The organism is Bradyrhizobium cedriense (assembly GCF_054602315.1).
Genome location: NZ_JBTSWB010000008.1, coordinates 116,958 through 133,847 on the forward strand (window position 1 = coordinate 116,958; position 16,890 = coordinate 133,847).

The following is a 16,890-nucleotide window of genomic DNA, read 5'->3' on the forward strand; positions in this document are numbered from 1 at the left end:
CACTAGCACCGTCATTCCGGACGCCACGCAACAAGCGCGGCGATCCGGAATCCCGAGGTTATGGCGCGAGATTCCGGGGTCGCGTTCACGCACGCCCCGGAATGACGGGTGACTACTCCGTGTCAGCCGCCATCCGCGCCTTGACGATCTTGTCCGGATTCTGCACCGGCTCGCCGCGCTTGATCTTGTCGACGTTCTCCATGCCCTCGGTGACCTTGCCCCACACCGTGTACTGGTTGTCGAGGAAGCGGGCGTCGTCGAAGCAGATGAAGAACTGACTGTCGCCGGAATCGGGGCTGGCGGCGCGGGCCATCGAGGCGGTGCCGCGCACATGCGGCTCCTTGTTGAATTCGGCCTTCAGCTTCTTGCCGGAGCCGCCGGTGCCTGTGCCATGCGGGCAGCCGGTCTGCGCCATGAAGCCATCGATCACGCGGTGGAACACGATGCCGTCGTAGAAGCCCTCACGGACCAGTTCCTTGATACGCGCGACATGGCCGGGCGCGAGGTCGGGCCGCATCTCGATGGTGACGGGGCCCTGCGTGGTCTCGAGGATCAGGGTGTTTTCGGTGGCGCTCATGCTCGTCTCTCTTGCGTTGGGGGTGAAGTCTTGTCAGGTGACGTTTTGCGGCTGCGGAACTGAATCGCGAATGGACGCCCCGCGGCGGCGCCGGCCATTGCATCGGTAAATGGCACCGGCGTGCAGCGTTGCAACGCCTCCATCACCGCAATCCGGTATTGCAGCCGGTCATCGTCGGAGGCCTCCGCGGATTCGTAGGTAATCCTCGGATGGCCCAGAATGTTTCCGGCCCGGTTAAAGCTCACGACGACGGTGATGTCGAGTGGGCGCGCCCTGGCCGGCGACGGCGGTCTCCAGCAGGTGCGCAGGTGCCGGAAGATGTCCTGGATGGTGTTGACCTGCGCGTCCTCCGCGACCGTGCTGGAGAGGCCGAGCAGCAGGAATGCGGCGACCAGCACGAGCTTGCCACCGCGGCGCGCCATGGCCGTACCTATTTGATGTCGGAGGCGACCTGCACCTTCACCATCTTGTCGGGATCGGTGACGCTGCCGCCGGGCGAGCCGGCCGGCGCCTTCTTCAGCTTGTCGACGACGTCCATGCCCTGCACCACCTCGCCGATCACGGTGTACTGGCCATCGAGGCTGCCGCCATCGGCGAACATGATGAAGAACTGCGAGTTGGCGCTGTCCACGCTGTCGCCGCGGCGGGCCATGCCGACGATGCCGCGGGCAAAATGCACCTTGGAGAATTCCTGCTTCAGGTTCGGATATTTCGAGCCGCCGGTGCCGTTGCCGTTCTGACCATCACCAGTCTGCGCCATGAAGCCGTCCATCACGCGATGGAACGGCACGTTGTTGTAGAAACCCTCCCGCGCGAGCTGCTTGATGCGCTCGGCATGCTGCGGCGCGATGTCGGTCCGCAGCTTGATCACGATGCGGCCCTTGGTGCTGTCGATGACGATGGCGTTGGCCTTGTCGAGGTTTGCCGGCAATTGCTGCGCCACTGCCGGGACCGCGAACAGAAGCGCGGCAAGAACTGCGAGAATTCGGATCATGACAACTCCGGTCAGAACGAGAAAGGAAGCGGGCCGTTATCCGGCGAATTTTGCCTTGAGCTGTACCGCGACCTGCGGCGGGACGAAGGCCGAGACATCCCCGCCCATGCCGGCGATCTGGCGCACCAAAGTGGCGGTGATCGGGCGGACCATGGGAGAGGCCGGCAGGAAGACCGTATGCACCTCGGGCGCCATGGCCTCGTTCATGCCGGCGAGCTGCATCTCGTAATCGAGGTCCGTGCCGTCGCGCAGACCCCGGATCATGATCGTCGCGCCGTGCTTGCGCGCCGAGGTGACCGACAGATCGTCGAAGGTCACTGCCTCGAGAACGCAGCCGGCCTGGGCTGCCACCGGCCCGCAGACGTCGTGCAGCATCTTCAGCCGCTCCTCTGTCGAGAACAGCGGTTTCTTGCCGGGGTGCACCCCGATCGCGACGATGAGCCTGTCGCACAGCGAGACGCTGTGCCGGACCACGTCCAGATGGCCATTGGTGATGGGGTCGAAGGAACCCGGGTAGAAGGCGATGCGCGACATGGCCCCGTCCTACCGCGCCCGGCCCGGCCCGGCAAGCCGGGCAGGTTCCTTGCCCGTTTCCTGGCGCGTGCCCCGGAAATGTCTCGCCGGACGTGTCGGCGGGGCCCGTTCTGTTTCGTCCTCGGGCAGCCATGAAACAAAACGGAATGAGAACGAAACCATTTCCCGCGTCGGCGAAGACGTCCGGAAACGGGCCATGGTTACTAATCCAGTCAACGAATGACGGGCCGCACACCGGGCGTGAGCGGCCGCATCACAGGGGACCGTCAATGATCAAGACCCTTTCAGCGATCGCACTTTCTGCGTGTGTTGCCGCGGCCCTCACCCTCCTGCCCGGCTTTGCCCCCACCGTCGAAGCCAGCGTGCCGCAGCCGCTCGCCAAGAGCGACCGGCTCGATATTCGCAGCATCGGAAAGGACTGCTCGCAGCAGGCCTGGCCGAACTTCGAGTCCTCCTGCCTGCGCCGCGCCGGCACCAAGGCCAATGTCCGCGAGGCTCGCCTCGTCACCGCCGACCGGACCCCATAGTCGGCGCGACGATGGCGCATCAGGCAGGTCCGAATTCCTGGGCCCGAAGGGTGCTAGGGAATTATCCTGGAATATCGCTAGGCATTCAGTGACCCGGAATACGCTTTCCGGGACTACCCATCACTCCCCATTTGACCCATTGCCGTTCTCCGCCTCTTCCGTGATGTGCTCGACCGAGACCACATGCTCGTCCTCGGCGGTGTCGAACACGATCACACCCTGGGTCGAGCGGCCGGCGATTCGGATACCTTCGACCGGGCAGCGGATCAGCTGGCCCTTGTCGGTGACCAGCATGATCTGATCGGCGTCTTCCACCGGGAAGGAGGCGACGAGGTTGCCGTTGCGGTTGTTGACGCTCATGGCGACGATGCCTTTGCCGCCGCGGCCCGTAGTGCGGTACTCGTAGGACGAGGTCCGCTTGCCATAGCCGTTGACGGAGACCGTCAGCACGACCTGCTCCTGCGCCGACATCTCGACATAGCGCTCCTGCGCGAGCTGGAAGCTGCCGGACGTCTCCTCGGTCTCGGCATCCACGGCAGCATCTTCAGCCACAGCTTCGCCGGCGACCGCGCGGCGCATCTTTAAATAGGCCGAGCGCTCGTCCGAGGTGCTCTCGACATGGCGAAGGATCGCCAGCGAAATCACCTTGTCGCCCTCGCCGAGCGCGATGCCGCGCACGCCCATCGAGGTGCGCCCGGTGAACACGCGCACGTCGGTGACGGGGAAGCGGATGCACTGGCCGCCGGCAGCCGTCAGCAGCACGTCGTCGCGCTCGGTGCAGATCTGCACGTCGACGATCGCCTCGTTGTCGTCGAGCTTCATCGCGATGATGCCGGAGCGGCGGACGTCGACGAAGTCGGACAGCTTGTTGCGCCGGACGTTGCCGCCAGTGGTCGCGAACATGACGTCGAGGTTGCCCCAGGTGGATTCGTCCTCCGGGAGCGGCATGATGGTGGTGATGCGCTCGCCCTGCTCCAGCGGCAGGATGTTGATCATCGCCTTGCCGCGCGCATTCGGCGCGGCCATCGGCAGCCGCCAGACCTTTTCCTTGTAGACCTGGCCGCGCGAGGAGAAGAACAGCACCGGCGTATGCGTGGAGGCGACGAACAGCCGGCTGACGAAATCCTCGTCGCGGGTCTGCATGCCGGAACGGCCCTTGCCGCCACGGCGCTGGGCGCGGTAGGCCGACAGCGGCACGCGCTTGACGTAGCCGGCGTGGGAGACGGTGACGACCATGTCCTCGCGCTGGATCAGGTCCTCATCCTCGACCTCGCCCTCCTGCTCCATGATCACGGTGCGGCGCGGCGTGGCGAACTCGGCCTTCACTTCGGCGAGCTCGGTCTTGATGATGCCCAGCACGCGCTCGCGCGAGCGCAGGATGTCGAGATAATCGGCGATCTCGCCGGCGAGCTTGTCGAGCTCGTCGCGGATTTCGTCACGGCCGAGTGCGGTGAGGCGCTGAAGGCGCAGATCGAGAATGGCCCTCGCCTGTTCCATCGACAGCCGGATCGTGCCATCCGCACTGATGCGGTGACGTGGGTCGTCGATCAGCGTCAGCATGTCCTCGACGTCCCGGGCCGGCCAGTCGCGCGACATCAGGGTGTCGCGGGCGGTGGTCGGGTCGGGCGAGCTCCGGATGACGCGGATCATCTCGTCGATATTGGCGACAGCGATCGCGAGACCGACGAGGATATGCGCCCGATCGCGCGCCTTGGCGAGCAGGTACTTGGTGCGCCGCGTGACGACCCGCTCACGGAAGTCGACGAAGATCGCCAGCAGGTCCTTCAGATGCATGATCCGCGGACGACCGCTGTCGAGCGCCACCATGTTGACGCCGAAGCTCGTCTGCAGCGGCGTGAACCGGTACAGCTGGTTCAGCACCACGTCCGGCACAGCGTCCCGCTTCAATTCGATGACGACGCGGTAGCCGTCGCGGTCGGATTCATCGCGCAGGTCGCCGATGCCCTCGATCTTCTTTTCCTTCACCAGTTCGGCGATGCGCTCGACCATCGTCGCCTTGTTCACCTGGTAGGGAATCTCGGTGATGATGATCGCCTCGCGCTCCTTGCGGATGGTCTCGATCGCGACCTTGCCGCGCATGACGATCGAGCCGCGGCCGAGATGATAGGCGGCGCGGATGCCCGCGCGCCCGAGAATGACGCCGCCGGTCGGGAAATCCGGTCCCGGCACGATGTTGATGAGTTCGTCGATGGTGAGCGCGGGGTTGTCGATCAGAGCGACGCAGGCGTCGATGACCTCGCCGAGATTGTGCGGCGGGATGTTGGTCGCCATGCCGACCGCGATGCCGCCCGCGCCGTTGACGAGAAGGTTCGGGAACTTGGCCGGCAAGACCGATGGCTCGGTCTCGTTGTTGTCGTAGTTCGGCTGAAAGTCGACGGTGTCCTTGTCGATGTCGGCCAGCAGAGCCAGCGCCGCCTTCGTCAGGCGCGCTTCGGTGTAACGATATGCGGCCGGGGGATCGCCGTCGACCGAACCGAAATTGCCCTGGCCGTCGATCAGCGGCACGCGCATCGAGAAGTCCTGCGCCATGCGGACCATGGCGTCGTAGATCGACTGGTCGCCGTGCGGGTGATACTTACCGATGACGTCGCCGACCACGCGGGCGGACTTGACGTACTTCTTGTCGGGTGTGTGCCCCTGCTCGTTCATCGAGAACAGGATGCGGCGGTGCACCGGCTTCAGACCGTCGCGGGCATCAGGCAGCGCCCGCGCCACGATCACGCTCATGGCGTAGTCGAGATAGGACTTCTTCATCTCCTCGAAGATGGAGACGGGGCGAATGTCCGAGGGTTGCGCCGGCTGGTCGCCGGGCTTGTCGTCGTCAGCCAAGGGGAAATCCGGTGAGGTTTTATCTGGGAATCATATAGCGCATCGGGGTCCTCATAACCACCCTCGCGCAGATCAGGGCAAGCGATTTTTCTGCCTATTCTTCCAATAACTTAGGTCGTTGCAAGCATTGCTTCCGAGAGGGCCGGAACCGGCTTGCCAAAACGGCCTCGCAAGGCTCGGAAACCGGCCCGCGAGCGGCCCCCGTCAGCCTGTCTTGCTACGGCGCAACCTGGCTCACCTCAAACATGAAGCGGGCCGGAACAACCCGAGCCCGCCCCACCGATTAACAGAATTGCTGACACGGCACGCCAGGTGCAGCCCGATTGGGCAATAAGCCCCGGGCCGCGGTCCGCGTTCTCAGAACGGGATATCGTCGTCCATGTCGCTGTTGCGGCCGCCGCCGGCGGCAACGGGACGGCGCGGCGCGCTGCTGACGGGACCGGAGGAGCCGAAATCGCCGCCCGGCTCGTCGCCGAAGCTGCCGCCTCCTCCGCCGCCGCCGCGGCCGTCGAGCATCGTCAGCGTCGAGTTGAAGCCCTGGAGCACGACTTCGGTAGAGTACTTCTCGACGCCGCTCTGGTCGGTCCATTTGCGGGTCTGCAGCGCGCCCTCGATGTAAACCTTGGCACCCTTCTTCAGGTACTGTTCGGCGACCTTGCAGAGCCCTTCATTGAAGATCACGACGCGATGCCACTCGGTCTTCTCCTTGCGCTCGCCGCTGTTCTTGTCGCGCCAGGTCTCCGAGGTGGCGATGCTCAAATTCGCGATCGGCCGCCCGTCCTGGGTGCGGCGGATTTCAGGATCCTTGCCGAGATTTCCAACCAGAATGACCTTGTTGACGCTTCCCGCCATCGCCGCTCTCCGCTCCGAATGCCACTGATTTCAAGAGGGCGAGTGCCGCTGCCCGCGTCCCTCTGCGCCCTGTTGAGGCGACCCTATACGCTTGCGGGCACCGATCAGCCCGCCACCGCCCAGGTTATCCCCATATATAGCACCGGGCGCGACTTTGTTCCAGATTTGTTCCTCATCAGCGGCGGGCGCTGGCCTGTCTCCGACGCTAGTGGCCTAAGTTTGCAGTGGCCTGATTTGAATTGGAGATAGAGCCTCATCGGTGAACGGCAACCGTCGACGGAACTTTCCCGGGTTCCCCTGAACGGCGAAAACTGCTTCACCTTCAGCAAGTTGCAGCCGTTCAATCGTTTCGCGAGTGTGGCATTTCGGAGACGGATTCAGCCCATTCCTGGGGCTAAAGTTACCATGGAATTGGTTCATATGGGCGTCGCGCCTGATCAGCCGCTTCGGGGACGAGAAGCGGACGAAACTGGGGAGACTGCAATGAATAAGATTCTGTTTGGCGCAATCAGTGCAATGGCGTTGGGCCTCTCGGCCCCTGCAAGCGCAGCGGATCTCGCTGCGCGTCCCTACACCAAGGCTCCCGCTCCGATGGTGGCCGCCATCTACGACTGGAGCGGCTTCTACATCGGTATCAACGGCGGCGGCGGCACGAGCCACAAGTGCTGGGACTTCGTGACGCCGGTGTCCGGGGTTCTGGTGGGTGAAGGCTGCCACAATGCGACCGGCGGCACGGTCGGCGGCCAGGTGGGCTATCGCTGGCAGTCGACCAATTGGGTGTTCGGCCTCGAAGGCCAGGGCAACTGGGCCGACTTCTCCGGCGACAACATCAGCACGGCGCTCTTCGGCACGGGGCTGCGACAGAGCTCGAACATCAACGCTTTCGGACTGCTCACGGGCCAGGTCGGCTACGCCTGGAATAACGTCCTGCTCTACGTGAAGGGCGGCGGCGCTGTCGTCGGGGATCGCTACCGGAGCCACGATCTCGGCACCGGTCTCGAATTCGACCGGGCCAACGAAGCCCGTTGGGGCGCCACCGTAGGCGCCGGCGTCGAGTTCGGATTCGCGCCGAACTGGTCAGTCGGCTTCGAATACAATCACATCTTCCTCGGCAATCGGACGATCAACTTCACCGGATCCGGCAATTTCGGCATTGCCCCGCTCGGGGTTGTTACACGCTCCGAGCGCATCAGTCAGGACGTCGATATCGGCCTCATCCGGGTGAACTATCGCTGGGGCGGCCCGCTCATCGCGAGGTACTGATACCGCGCTGATATCGTTCGGAGATCAAGGGCCGGCCTCGCGCCGGCCTTTCCTGTCTGGCGGAGATTGTGGGGGGCAATGAGTCAGTAACCATCACCTTTTGCCACCGTTGTGGCTTTTCGGTGACACAACTTGCAGCTTTGGTGGTGTAGACAGCGTGTCAGTTGGGCCGTTGAGTCCGCTTCCTTTCGTCACGGAAGGCAACAACAGAAACTGGGACTGGGTAAGTTGAAGATGAAAAAGGTTTTGCTGGCTTCGGCCTGTTTGTTCGCTCTCGCTGCTCCGGCTTCGGCCGCTGACCTCGCAGCGCGCCCCTACACCAAGGCGCCGGTTGCTCCGGCCGCTGCCATCTACAACTGGACCGGGTTCTATCTCGGTATCGTCGGCGGCGGCGCCTGGGAAGCCTCTTCGGGTGACCCGAAGATGCAGGGTGGCTTCGTCGGCGGCACGGCCGGCTACAACTGGCAGGCCGGCAACGTCGTGTTCGGCATCGAGGCTGATGGTGCGTGGGCTGACGTCAGCGCCTCGGCGACCGCTCTCGGCGTCACCGTGTCGTCCAAGACCGAAGCGCTCGGCACCGTCCGCGGCCGCATCGGCTGGGCCGTCAATCAGGTTCTGTTCTACGGCACCGGCGGCTACGCCTGGATCGACAACAAGGTCGCCGTCACCGCGCTCGGCGCAACGGTCTCCGAGAGCAAGTGGCATTCGGGCTGGACCGTCGGCGCGGGTGTCGAGGCTTTCTTCGCTCCGCAGTGGTCGGTCAAGGGCGAATACCTCTATCGCAGCCTCGGCGGCGAGACCTACTTCTCGGGCCTCGGCGCTCCGGTGAACACCGGCACGCTCAACCTCCACACCGTGCAGGTCGGCGTGAACTATCACTTCGGCGGCCCGGTCGTCGCGAAGTACTGATTGCTGCTGACGTCGTATCGTCACGAAAGGCCGGCCTCGCGCCGGCCTTTTTGTTTTTCAGGGGACGTTCCGTAGTTCCGTGGCAGTTGCTGCTGCCAGGTGCCGCCAGCGCGCCAACAATCGGTTGACGATTCGCAAGTGCCACTGGAAATCCGCTCCCGTTCTTCCTACGTTCGCTGACATACCCATCGGCGCCGATCCCGGTTCGGGGCGAAGCGCGCCTTTTTGCATTGGCGCGGTCGCGCGCTCATGGATTCCCAAGGGACCAGCGGGATGGACGAAGTGATCAAGGCCAAGCGCCAACACCTAAACGCGGGCTCCAGCCTGCGCGCAATCACGATCCGCGGCGCACGCGAGCACAACCTCAAGAACATCGACGTCGAGATTCCCCGCGACAAGCTGGTGGTGTTCACCGGCCTCTCCGGCTCCGGCAAATCCTCGCTCGCCTTCGACACCATCTACGCCGAGGGCCAGCGCCGCTACGTCGAATCGCTATCGGCCTATGCCCGCCAGTTCCTGGAGATGATGCAGAAGCCCGACGTGGACCAGATCGATGGCCTGTCGCCGGCGATCTCGATCGAGCAGAAGACGACCTCGAAGAACCCGCGCTCGACCGTCGGCACCGTCACTGAGATCTACGACTATATGCGCCTGCTCTGGGCGCGTGTCGGCGTGCCCTATTCGCCGGCCACGGGCCTGCCGATCGAAAGCCAGACCGTTTCGCAGATGGTCGACCGCGTGCTGGCGCTGCCTGAGGGCACCCGCCTCTATCTGCTCGCGCCGGTCGTGCGCGGCCGCAAGGGCGAGTACCGCAAGGAACTCGCCGAATGGCTCAAGAAGGGCTTCCAGCGCGTCAAGATCGACGGCACCTTCCATGAGCTCGCGGAGGCGCCGACACTCGACAAGAAATTCCCGCACGACATCGACGTCGTGGTCGATCGCATCGTCGTGCGCGCCGACATCGGCCAGCGCCTCGCCGAAAGTTTCGAGACCGCGCTGAAACTGGCCGAGGGACTCGCCGTGGTCGAGTTCGCCGATGCGCCGGCCGCCGCACCTGCGGAAGAGAAAGAGAAAAAGAAGACTGCGAAGATCCACGACAAGAGCGGCCCCGAACGCATCCTATTCTCGGAAAAGTTCGCCTGTCCGGTCTCGGGCTTCACGATCCCGGAGATCGAGCCGCGCCTGTTCTCGTTCAACAACCCCTATGGCGCCTGCCCGGCCTGCGGCGGCCTCGGCGTCGAGCAGCATGTCGACGAGGACCTCGTCATCCCCGAGAAGGACCTGACGCTGCGCAAGGGCGCGATCGCGCCCTGGGCCAAATCGTCGTCGCCCTATTACGTGCAGACGCTGACCGCGCTCGGCAAGCACTACAAGTTCACGCTCGACACCAAGTGGAAGGATCTGCCGAAGAAGACGCAAAACGCGATCCTCTATGGCTCCGGCGAGGACGAGATCAAGTTCTCCTACGAGGACGGGGTGCGCTCCTACGACACCAAGAAGCCGTTCGAAGGCGTCATCACCAACATCAACCGCCGCTACCGCGAGACCGAGAGCGAGTGGGCGCGCGAGGAGCTTTCGAAATATTTCCACGACGTGCCCTGCGAGGGCTGCAAGGGCTTTCGCCTCAAGCCCGAGGCGCTCTGCGTCAAGGTCGGCGGCAAGCATATCGGCGAGATCTCGGAGCTGTCGGTCAAGAAGGCCGGCGAGTGGTTCGAAGGAGTGCCTGATGCGCTGAACAAGCAGCAGAACGAGATCGCCGGCCGCATCCTGAAAGAGATTCGCGAACGCCTGACCTTCCTGCTCGACGTCGGCCTCAACTATCTCACGCTGTCCCGCTCCTCAGGCACGCTGTCCGGCGGCGAGAGCCAGCGCATTCGCCTGGCCTCGCAGATCGGCTCGGGCCTGACGGGCGTGCTCTACGTGCTGGACGAGCCCTCGATCGGCCTGCATCAGCGCGACAACGCCCGCCTGCTCGACACGCTGAAGCGGCTGCGCGACCTCGGCAACACCGTGATCGTGGTCGAGCATGACGAGGACGCCATCCTCCTCGCCGACTACGTTCTCGACATCGGCCCCGGCGCTGGCATGCATGGCGGCAACATCGTCGCCGAAGGCGCGCCCGCCGAGATCATGCGCAACCCGAAATCGCTCACCGGCAAATACCTCACCGGCGAGCTCGAGGTCGAGGTGCCGGAGCGGCGTCCGCCGAACCATCGCCGCACCATCAAGGTGGTGAACGCGCGCGGCAATAACCTCAAGAACGTCACCGCTGAAATTCCGCTCGGCCTGTTCACCTGCGTCACCGGCGTCTCCGGCGGCGGCAAGTCGACGCTGCTGATCGACACGCTCTATCGCGCCATCGCCCGCAAGCTCAACAACGCCAGCGAAGGCGCCGCGCCCCACGACCGCATCGAGGGCCTGGAGCATATCGACAAGATCATCGACATCGACCAGTCGCCGATCGGCCGCACCCCGCGCTCCAACCCCGCCACCTATACCGGCGCCTTCACGCCGATCCGCGAATGGTTTGCGGGCCTGCCCGAGTCCAAGGCGCGCGGCTACGAGCCGGGCCGCTTCTCCTTCAACGTGAAGGGCGGCCGCTGCGAGGCGTGCCAGGGCGACGGCGTCATCAAGATCGAGATGCACTTCCTGCCCGACGTCTACGTCACCTGCGACGTCTGCAAGGGCAAGCGCTACAACCGCGAGACGCTCGAAGTCCTGTTCAAGGGCAAGAGCATCGCCGACGTGCTCGACATGACCGTCGAGGAAGCCGCCGAATTCTTCAAGGCGGTGCCGCGCGTGCGCGAGACGTTTCAGACCCTGCATCGCGTCGGCCTCGACTACATCCATGTCGGCCAGCAGGCGACGACGCTGTCGGGCGGCGAAGCCCAGCGCGTCAAGCTCGCAAAGGAGCTGTCCAAGCGCGCCACCGGCCGCACGCTCTACATCCTGGACGAGCCCACCACGGGCCTGCACTTCCACGACGTCAAGAAGCTGCTGGAAGTGCTCCACGAGCTGGTCGCGCAGGGCAACACGGTCGTCGTCATCGAGCACAATCTCGAAGTCATCAAGACCGCCGACTGGGTCATCGACCTCGGCCCCGAAGGCGGCGACGGCGGCGGCGAGATCGTCGCCTGGGGCCCGCCCGAGGACATCGCGAAGGCGCCAAGGAGCTATACGGGGAAGTTCCTGGCTCCGGTGCTGGAGAAGGCGCGGAAGCCGAAGCGGCGGCGCGCGGCGAGCGAGGCGGCGGAGTAGGTTCCGCGCCCGGAATGTGCCGACGCACATGTCTGACGGAGAATGAGCTTTGCCTGCCGGACTTGTGCAAACCTTTCGCGCGTTCGCCTACAATAATGCCTGGGCAAACCATCGGCTGCTCACGGCTTGCGCTGCTCTGCCCCAGATTGATTTCGAAACCGAGCGGACCGGGTTCTTTCCAAGTCTGCAGCGCACGCTAAACCACATCCATGTCATTGACCTCTTCTATGTTGATGCGCTGGAGGGCGGATGGCTGGGCCCGGCCGCCTGGAAGAATGAGGTGCCCTACCCTTCCCTCGACGCGCTCAAGCCCGCGCAAGCCGCGGTCGACGAGCGCTTGATTGCTGTCTGCAATGCATTGACACCCGAGATTCTCAACACCGTTGTGAGGATCAACCGCGACAGGGCCGTGCAGACCGAACGCCGCGACCGGCTGCTCATGCATCTCTTCCAGCATCAGATTCATCATCGCGGACAGGCACATGCCATGCTGTCGGAAACGAGTGTCGCACCGCCTCAGCTTGACGAGTTCTTTGCAGAGGGAGAAGCATCGCTCCGCGCCAGCGAATTCGCCGAACTGGGTTGGACCGAAGATACTGTGTGGAGATTCTAGTTCAACAATTGGATGAACGAACTGATATCCCCTTCACGTGACCTACTCTCTCGCCATATTCGACCTCGACGGCACCCTGGCCGACAGCTTTCCGTGGTTCCTCCGCACCATCAACGACGTCGCCGATCGCTTTAATTTCCGCCGCGTGAAGGATGAGGACATCGAGGAGCTGCGGCATGCGTCGAGCCGCGAGATCCTCGCCCGGCTCGAGGTGCCTCTGTGGAAGCTGCCGGCGATCGCGCGGCATGCGCGGCGGCTGAAGGCGGAGGCGACGGCGGAGATTTCGCTGTTTGCGGGCGTCGAGACGATGCTGCGGACGCTGACTGAAAACGGCGTGCAGCTCGCGCTTGTGACATCCGACAGTGAAGCCAATGCGCGCGAGAAGCTCGGCGAAGCCGCCGCGCTATTCGCGCATTTCGACTGCTCTGCGTCGATATTCGGCAAGCCCGCGAAATTCCGCCGCGTCATCCGGCGGGCGGGCGTAAGCCCTGAGTGTGTGATTGCGATCGGCGACGAGGTTCGCGACATCGAGGCGGCGCGAGCCGTCGGCATTGCCTGCGGCGCAGTATGCTGGGGCTATGCAGCGCCCGCGGCGCTGCGGGCGCATGCGCCAGACCACACGTTCGAGCAATTGGACGAGATCCCGCGGGCGTTGTGCCCGGCGCGGTAGCCCGGATGCGCACGGCGATCCGGATCTTCAGCCGCTCCCGCATGTCGCTTCGCTCATGCGCACTTCGCAGGATCGGCCGCCAGTCTTGCGCCAGTCAATCTTGCGTGAGGACGCCCCTTCCAATTTCCTGGTCCAGGCATGCAAAAGCCTCTCTCAGGTAAACGGCGAGCGGTCGCTTCCCCTGGTCGCGATTCCAGTTATCGATCGCAAGACGTAACACGCCGACCGACATCATGGCGACTGTGCGGAGCGCAGGTTGCCGCTTGGGCTGCGGCCACATCTGGCAGAGCGCGTCGAACACCGCTTGTTCTTTCTCTACATATTTCGCCTGCTGTCGTATGCGGAGCGACTCGTTCGCGCACATCAGGCGCTCGATCGCCTTGGTTTGCTTGTAATCGGCCGGAAAGCGGGCCGTCAGCTCCAACAAGGCGTTCTTCACGGCAGTGAGAGGTGACTGTTTGGTGGACTGCTCCAGCACGGCGGCTCGCAGGGTCTCGCTGAAACCGCCGTCCTGCCACGCCAGCAAGATCTCTTCCTTGGACCTGAAATAATAGAAGAACGTCCGCCGCGAGATCCCGGCTGCCTCCGCGATCGCGTCGAGCGTCGTCGCCTCGTAGCCGTGGGTCAGGAACAGTTTCAGGCCTTGCTCGGTAATGCGGTGCAGCGTTTCGCGCCGCTTCCGTTCGCGCAGGCCTTCCTCCTTTCGAGACGAGATTTTCATGGCCTGTTCTGGCACGAAATGAATCCGCTTGCAAAATTGCACTAAGTGCAATACAAAATTACACCCAGTGCGAATTGTGTTCAAGGTGTGTTCATGGTGAACAGGGTGGGCGACGATACTTCCTCGTGGCATGTTTCATCCGCGCACGAACGTGGCGGGGATGACGCAATCGCGCCGGGCAACATGACGCGACGGCGCCTCGGTGCCATGCTGCTCGCCGTCGCAGTCACAGCCGCCGTGACGGCAGCTCCAGCGCAAGCGCAGTCCGCCCCGCCCGCCTTCATCGACTTCGACTGGGTCGATCCCGCGCGTTCGCGGGCCGTTCCCGCTCGCCTGCACTGGCCGACGAATGTCACGCCAGAATTCCGCGTACCGCTCATCGTGTTCTCCCACGGCCTGGGCGGCTCCCGCCGGGGGTACAGCTATCTGGGGCGATATTGGGCGGCCCGTGGCATTGCGAGTTTGCATGTTCAGCATGCGGGCAGCGACTCGTCGCTCTGGCGAGGCAATCCTCTCACCGTCGTGGACCGTTTGCAGCGAGCGGCTCACGAGAGCGAGGCGCTGGAGCGAGCCAGGGATCTGCATTTCGCTCTGAACCTCGTGCTGTCGAACTCCTACGGCGCCCAGATCGACCGCCGGCGTATCGTAGCGGCCGGACATTCATATGGCGCGAACACGGCCCTGCTTGCGGTTGGCGCCCGCGTGATGCGTGAAGGACGGTGGGTCGAGGCCCGCGACCCGCGCTTTTCGGCGGCGATCGTCATCTCTGCGCCGCCGTTCTACGGCGAGTCCGATCTTGCCTCGGTCCTGGGCAAGATCGCCGTTCCGAACCTGCACGTGACCGCGACAAACGACGTCATCGAAATCCCCGGATACCACTCGCCCGCTGCCGATCGCTTGGCTGTCTTCAACGCCATCGCGACACCGCGCAAGCTGCTTGCCGTGTTCGAGGGCGGCTCGCACAGCATCTTTACCGATCGCTCGTTCACGGGTGGCCCGGCCCTCAATCCGAAAGTGAAGACTGCGACGGCAGAACTCACTCTGGCTTTCCTCGACCTGGCCTTCGACGGCAACGAGACGACGCTGGCGCGTTGGAATGCGACCTGGCAGCCACTCCTGGCGTCGGCGCCCGGCGCCGCGCCGCCTGTCGTTCCGATCGCGCGTTCCCGGCGTTTGGCCCAGAGGGCAGCGATCGATCTTGCTCCCTCGCCATGAGATGGTCTGTCGTTGCGACCTTGAGCTTGATGGCTGCCGGTTGCGCGACCGCACCGCTGGAGCGGTCAGGGTCCCTGGCCTCTTACGACAATCTGATGCCGTCCGACGGTGTTCTGACCAAGTCGCAGGTTCGGATCGACAAGGCTGATATTCTCGCTGCGAAGACTGCGCGTATCGAGCCAACTGCGTTCGCGGTCACCGCCGCCAGCCAGCCGTTCTCCGAGCGGCAGCGCAGCCTGATCAAGAATGCAATGAACAGAGCGATGTGTCTTGCGCTGAGCGAACGCTTCCGGATCGTGGCGCCGACGGAAGCCGCGGACTTGAATGTTCGGGCGGTCATCACTCACATTGCGCCGACCGATGCGACGGCAGCCGGTGTGTCCAAAGTCGCGAGCGTTGTACCGTCCATCGTTGCTCCCGGTGTACCCATCCCTGTACCGCGGCTTCCGATCGGACTTGGGAGCCTGTCCGTAGAGGCCGAGGCCCGTGATCGCAGCGGCAACCAGAAAGCTGCCATGATCTGGGCGCGCGGAGCGAATTCCTTCACCAGCGCGCCGCGCGCATCGAGCGACGGGGATGCCTATGATCTCGCCGGCGCTTTCGGAGACGATTTCGGGAAAATGCTTGTTACCGCCGAGAGTCCGTTCGGGAAGGTCTCGGCGCCTCCATCCATCGGCAGACTGCAGGCCTCCCTCGGTGGCGCGCCCAAGGAGGCGATCTGTGAAACGTTCGGGCGAGCGCCGGGACTGATTGGATTGGCCGGAGAGAGGATTGGGCTGCCGCCGGATTGGACCGACAAGGGTGCGCCGGCCAACGCAGTCTCGGAAGCGGCGGCTACCGACCAGGCCGGCCCCTCGCAAATCGATCAGCGCTGACGGGCGTTCCTGAATGAGCGATCGGCAGCAGCTTCATGCCGCGTCGGCATTTGGAAAGCTGCCGCGGGTTTTGACGAACTACTCCGTCTTCCGCAAAAACGCCCCGAACGCGCGCGGACCGTCGCCGGTCTTGACCTCGCCGATCACCTTCAACTCGGCTGCATCGATGATGCTGAGCGAGTTGCTCTCCCAGCAGGCGACGATGATGCGCTTGCCGTCGGCGGTTGCTGCAATGCCTTCGGGATAGTCTCCGACAGTGATGCGCTTGAACGGCTTCAAGCTCGCGAGGTCGAACACGCTGACGGTGCCGCCATACTGGTCGGTGACGAAGCCGCGGCCCAGCGTCAGCGCCACCGCATAGGGCCGCATCCCGACCGGCACGCGACCGATCTCGCGGCTGGCGGCGATGTCGATCACGGAGACATCGTTGGAACCGACATTGGCTGTGTAGGCGCGTCTTCCCTCCGCGTCGATGGTGATGCCGAACGGACGCGTGCCGACTTTGACGATCGCCTCGCGCTGGCGCGTCGCGGTGTCGACCACAGAGACGCTGTCATCGTCGCGATCCGCCGAGAGCAACAGCCTCCCATCCGGCGTCACGGCGAGGCCCGATGGCGAGGCGCCGACCGCGATGCTGGCCGTGACGCTGCGCGAAGCCGTATCGATCACCCGCACCGCGGCGGCATACCAGTCGGCGACATAGACGGTGCGGCCATCGGGCGCGACGGTAATGCCGAGCGGCCCGCCGCCGACCTCGATCCGCCCCGCGACTTGCCGCGCGGCCGCGTCGACCACCGTGACCGCCTTGGCCTCCGGGCTCGTCACATAGGCAAAACGCCCGTCGGCGCTGACGGCAACACCGGCCGGCTTGCCGCCGATCGGAATGGTCGCAACGCTGCGAGACGTCGCGAGGTCCACGACCATCAGGTCTTCGCTGAGTTGGTTGGTGACGAACGCCTCCTCGGCGGACGCGCCGCCGGGACCGGCGAGGCAAAGGCTGGCGGCGAGCGCCGCCAGGATCAGCGCCCGCAC

16 protein-coding genes are annotated in these 16,890 nt (G+C 64.3%); 8 read left to right on the forward strand and 8 right to left on the reverse strand.

Annotated features, from left to right (window positions below; translation table 11 throughout):
• Positions 1-112: 112 nt before the first annotated feature.
• From ACYCVF_RS28410 to coaD, 4 genes are read right to left on the reverse strand one after another with little or no spacing between them, the layout of a single operon-like run.
• Entirely contained in the window at positions 113-577 is a 465-nt protein-coding gene (locus ACYCVF_RS28410; protein ID WP_459595567.1) for a peptidylprolyl isomerase, read from the reverse strand.
• Entirely contained in the window at positions 574-999 is a 426-nt protein-coding gene (locus tag ACYCVF_RS28415; protein WP_459595566.1) for a hypothetical protein, read from the reverse strand. Before ACYCVF_RS28415 ends, ACYCVF_RS28410 begins: the two co-directional genes overlap by 4 nt.
• 8 nt (positions 1,000-1,007) lie before the next feature.
• Entirely contained in the window at positions 1,008-1,571 is a 564-nt protein-coding gene (locus tag ACYCVF_RS28420; RefSeq protein WP_456746457.1) for a peptidylprolyl isomerase, read from the reverse strand.
• A 36-nt stretch (positions 1,572-1,607) separates the two neighbouring features.
• Positions 1,608-2,105, reverse strand: a complete 498-nt coding sequence (gene coaD, locus ACYCVF_RS28425; protein ID WP_459595565.1) for a pantetheine-phosphate adenylyltransferase — start codon at positions 2,103-2,105, stop codon at positions 1,608-1,610.
• Between the two features lie 269 nt (positions 2,106-2,374).
• Between coaD and ACYCVF_RS28430 the strand changes: the two genes are divergently transcribed.
• Positions 2,375-2,632, forward strand: a complete 258-nt coding sequence (locus ACYCVF_RS28430) for a hypothetical protein (RefSeq protein ID WP_459595564.1) — start codon at positions 2,375-2,377, stop codon at positions 2,630-2,632.
• Positions 2,633-2,752: 120 nt separating this feature from the next.
• Here ACYCVF_RS28430 and gyrA read toward each other — a convergent pair whose 3' ends face one another.
• Positions 2,753-5,482 (reverse strand): DNA gyrase subunit A, encoded by a 2,730-nt coding sequence (gene gyrA / locus ACYCVF_RS28435; RefSeq protein WP_459595563.1) that lies wholly within the window; start codon positions 5,480-5,482, stop codon positions 2,753-2,755.
• A gap of 357 nt (positions 5,483-5,839) precedes the next feature.
• A complete protein-coding gene (locus tag ACYCVF_RS28440; RefSeq protein WP_018642151.1) occupies positions 5,840-6,334 on the reverse strand; it encodes a single-stranded DNA-binding protein in 495 nt (164 codons plus the stop codon).
• Between the two features lie 483 nt (positions 6,335-6,817).
• On the opposite strand from ACYCVF_RS28440, the gene ACYCVF_RS28445 reads away from it, so the two are divergent.
• The 5 genes from ACYCVF_RS28445 (at position 6,818) to ACYCVF_RS28465 (ending at position 13,047) form a co-directional block, all read left to right on the forward strand.
• Entirely contained in the window at positions 6,818-7,597 is a 780-nt protein-coding gene (locus tag ACYCVF_RS28445) for an outer membrane protein (RefSeq protein WP_459595562.1), read from the forward strand.
• 234 nt (positions 7,598-7,831) lie between these two features.
• Entirely contained in the window at positions 7,832-8,506 is a 675-nt protein-coding gene (locus ACYCVF_RS28450) for an outer membrane protein (protein ID WP_459595561.1), read from the forward strand.
• Positions 8,507-8,779: 273 nt separating this feature from the next.
• Entirely contained in the window at positions 8,780-11,764 is a 2,985-nt protein-coding gene (gene uvrA, locus ACYCVF_RS28455; RefSeq protein WP_459595560.1) for an excinuclease ABC subunit UvrA, read from the forward strand.
• 49 nt (positions 11,765-11,813) lie between these two features.
• Positions 11,814-12,377, forward strand: coding sequence for a DinB family protein (locus tag ACYCVF_RS28460; protein WP_459595559.1), 564 nt, complete (start codon positions 11,814-11,816; stop codon positions 12,375-12,377).
• Between the two features lie 37 nt (positions 12,378-12,414).
• Positions 12,415-13,047, forward strand: a complete 633-nt coding sequence (locus ACYCVF_RS28465; protein WP_459595558.1) for an HAD-IA family hydrolase — start codon at positions 12,415-12,417, stop codon at positions 13,045-13,047.
• Positions 13,048-13,141: 94 nt separating this feature from the next.
• Here ACYCVF_RS28465 and ACYCVF_RS28470 read toward each other — a convergent pair whose 3' ends face one another.
• Positions 13,142-13,783: a TetR/AcrR family transcriptional regulator gene (locus ACYCVF_RS28470; RefSeq protein WP_459595557.1), complete on the reverse strand. Its 642-nt coding sequence runs from the start codon at positions 13,781-13,783 to the stop codon at positions 13,142-13,144.
• A gap of 168 nt (positions 13,784-13,951) precedes the next feature.
• Here ACYCVF_RS28470 and ACYCVF_RS28475 point away from each other — a divergent pair, with 168 nt between their 5' ends.
• Entirely contained in the window at positions 13,952-14,983 is a 1,032-nt protein-coding gene (locus ACYCVF_RS28475) for an alpha/beta hydrolase family protein (protein ID WP_459595556.1), read from the forward strand.
• Positions 14,984-15,012: 29 nt separating this feature from the next.
• Positions 15,013-15,858: a DUF3313 domain-containing protein gene (locus tag ACYCVF_RS28480; protein WP_459606460.1), complete on the forward strand. Its 846-nt coding sequence runs from the start codon at positions 15,013-15,015 to the stop codon at positions 15,856-15,858.
• Between the two features lie 78 nt (positions 15,859-15,936).
• On the opposite strand, the gene ACYCVF_RS28485 is transcribed toward ACYCVF_RS28480, so the two are convergent.
• Positions 15,937-16,890: a YVTN family beta-propeller repeat protein gene (locus ACYCVF_RS28485; protein ID WP_459595554.1), complete on the reverse strand. Its 954-nt coding sequence runs from the start codon at positions 16,888-16,890 to the stop codon at positions 15,937-15,939.

What these genes read in the sequence shown, in the direction of transcription:
- ACYCVF_RS28410 (WP_459595567.1), bottom strand. Translation starts at nt 577, where the DNA reads ATGAGCGCCACCGAAAACACCCTGATCCTCGAGACCACGCAGGGCCCC.
- ACYCVF_RS28415 (WP_459595566.1), bottom strand. Translation starts at nt 999, where the DNA reads ATGGCGCGCCGCGGTGGCAAGCTCGTGCTGGTCGCCGCATTCCTGCTG.
- ACYCVF_RS28420 (WP_456746457.1), bottom strand. Translation starts at nt 1,571, where the DNA reads ATGATCCGAATTCTCGCAGTTCTTGCCGCGCTTCTGTTCGCGGTCCCG.
- coaD (WP_459595565.1), bottom strand. Translation starts at nt 2,105, where the DNA reads ATGTCGCGCATCGCCTTCTACCCGGGTTCCTTCGACCCCATCACCAAT.
- ACYCVF_RS28430 (WP_459595564.1), top strand. Translation starts at nt 2,375, where the DNA reads ATGATCAAGACCCTTTCAGCGATCGCACTTTCTGCGTGTGTTGCCGCG.
- ACYCVF_RS28440 (WP_018642151.1), bottom strand. Translation starts at nt 6,334, where the DNA reads ATGGCGGGAAGCGTCAACAAGGTCATTCTGGTTGGAAATCTCGGCAAG.
- ACYCVF_RS28445 (WP_459595562.1), top strand. Translation starts at nt 6,818, where the DNA reads ATGAATAAGATTCTGTTTGGCGCAATCAGTGCAATGGCGTTGGGCCTC.
- ACYCVF_RS28450 (WP_459595561.1), top strand. Translation starts at nt 7,832, where the DNA reads ATGAAAAAGGTTTTGCTGGCTTCGGCCTGTTTGTTCGCTCTCGCTGCT.
- uvrA (WP_459595560.1), top strand. Translation starts at nt 8,780, where the DNA reads ATGGACGAAGTGATCAAGGCCAAGCGCCAACACCTAAACGCGGGCTCC.
- ACYCVF_RS28475 (WP_459595556.1), top strand. Translation starts at nt 13,952, where the DNA reads ATGACGCGACGGCGCCTCGGTGCCATGCTGCTCGCCGTCGCAGTCACA.
- ACYCVF_RS28480 (WP_459606460.1), top strand. Translation starts at nt 15,013, where the DNA reads ATGGCTGCCGGTTGCGCGACCGCACCGCTGGAGCGGTCAGGGTCCCTG.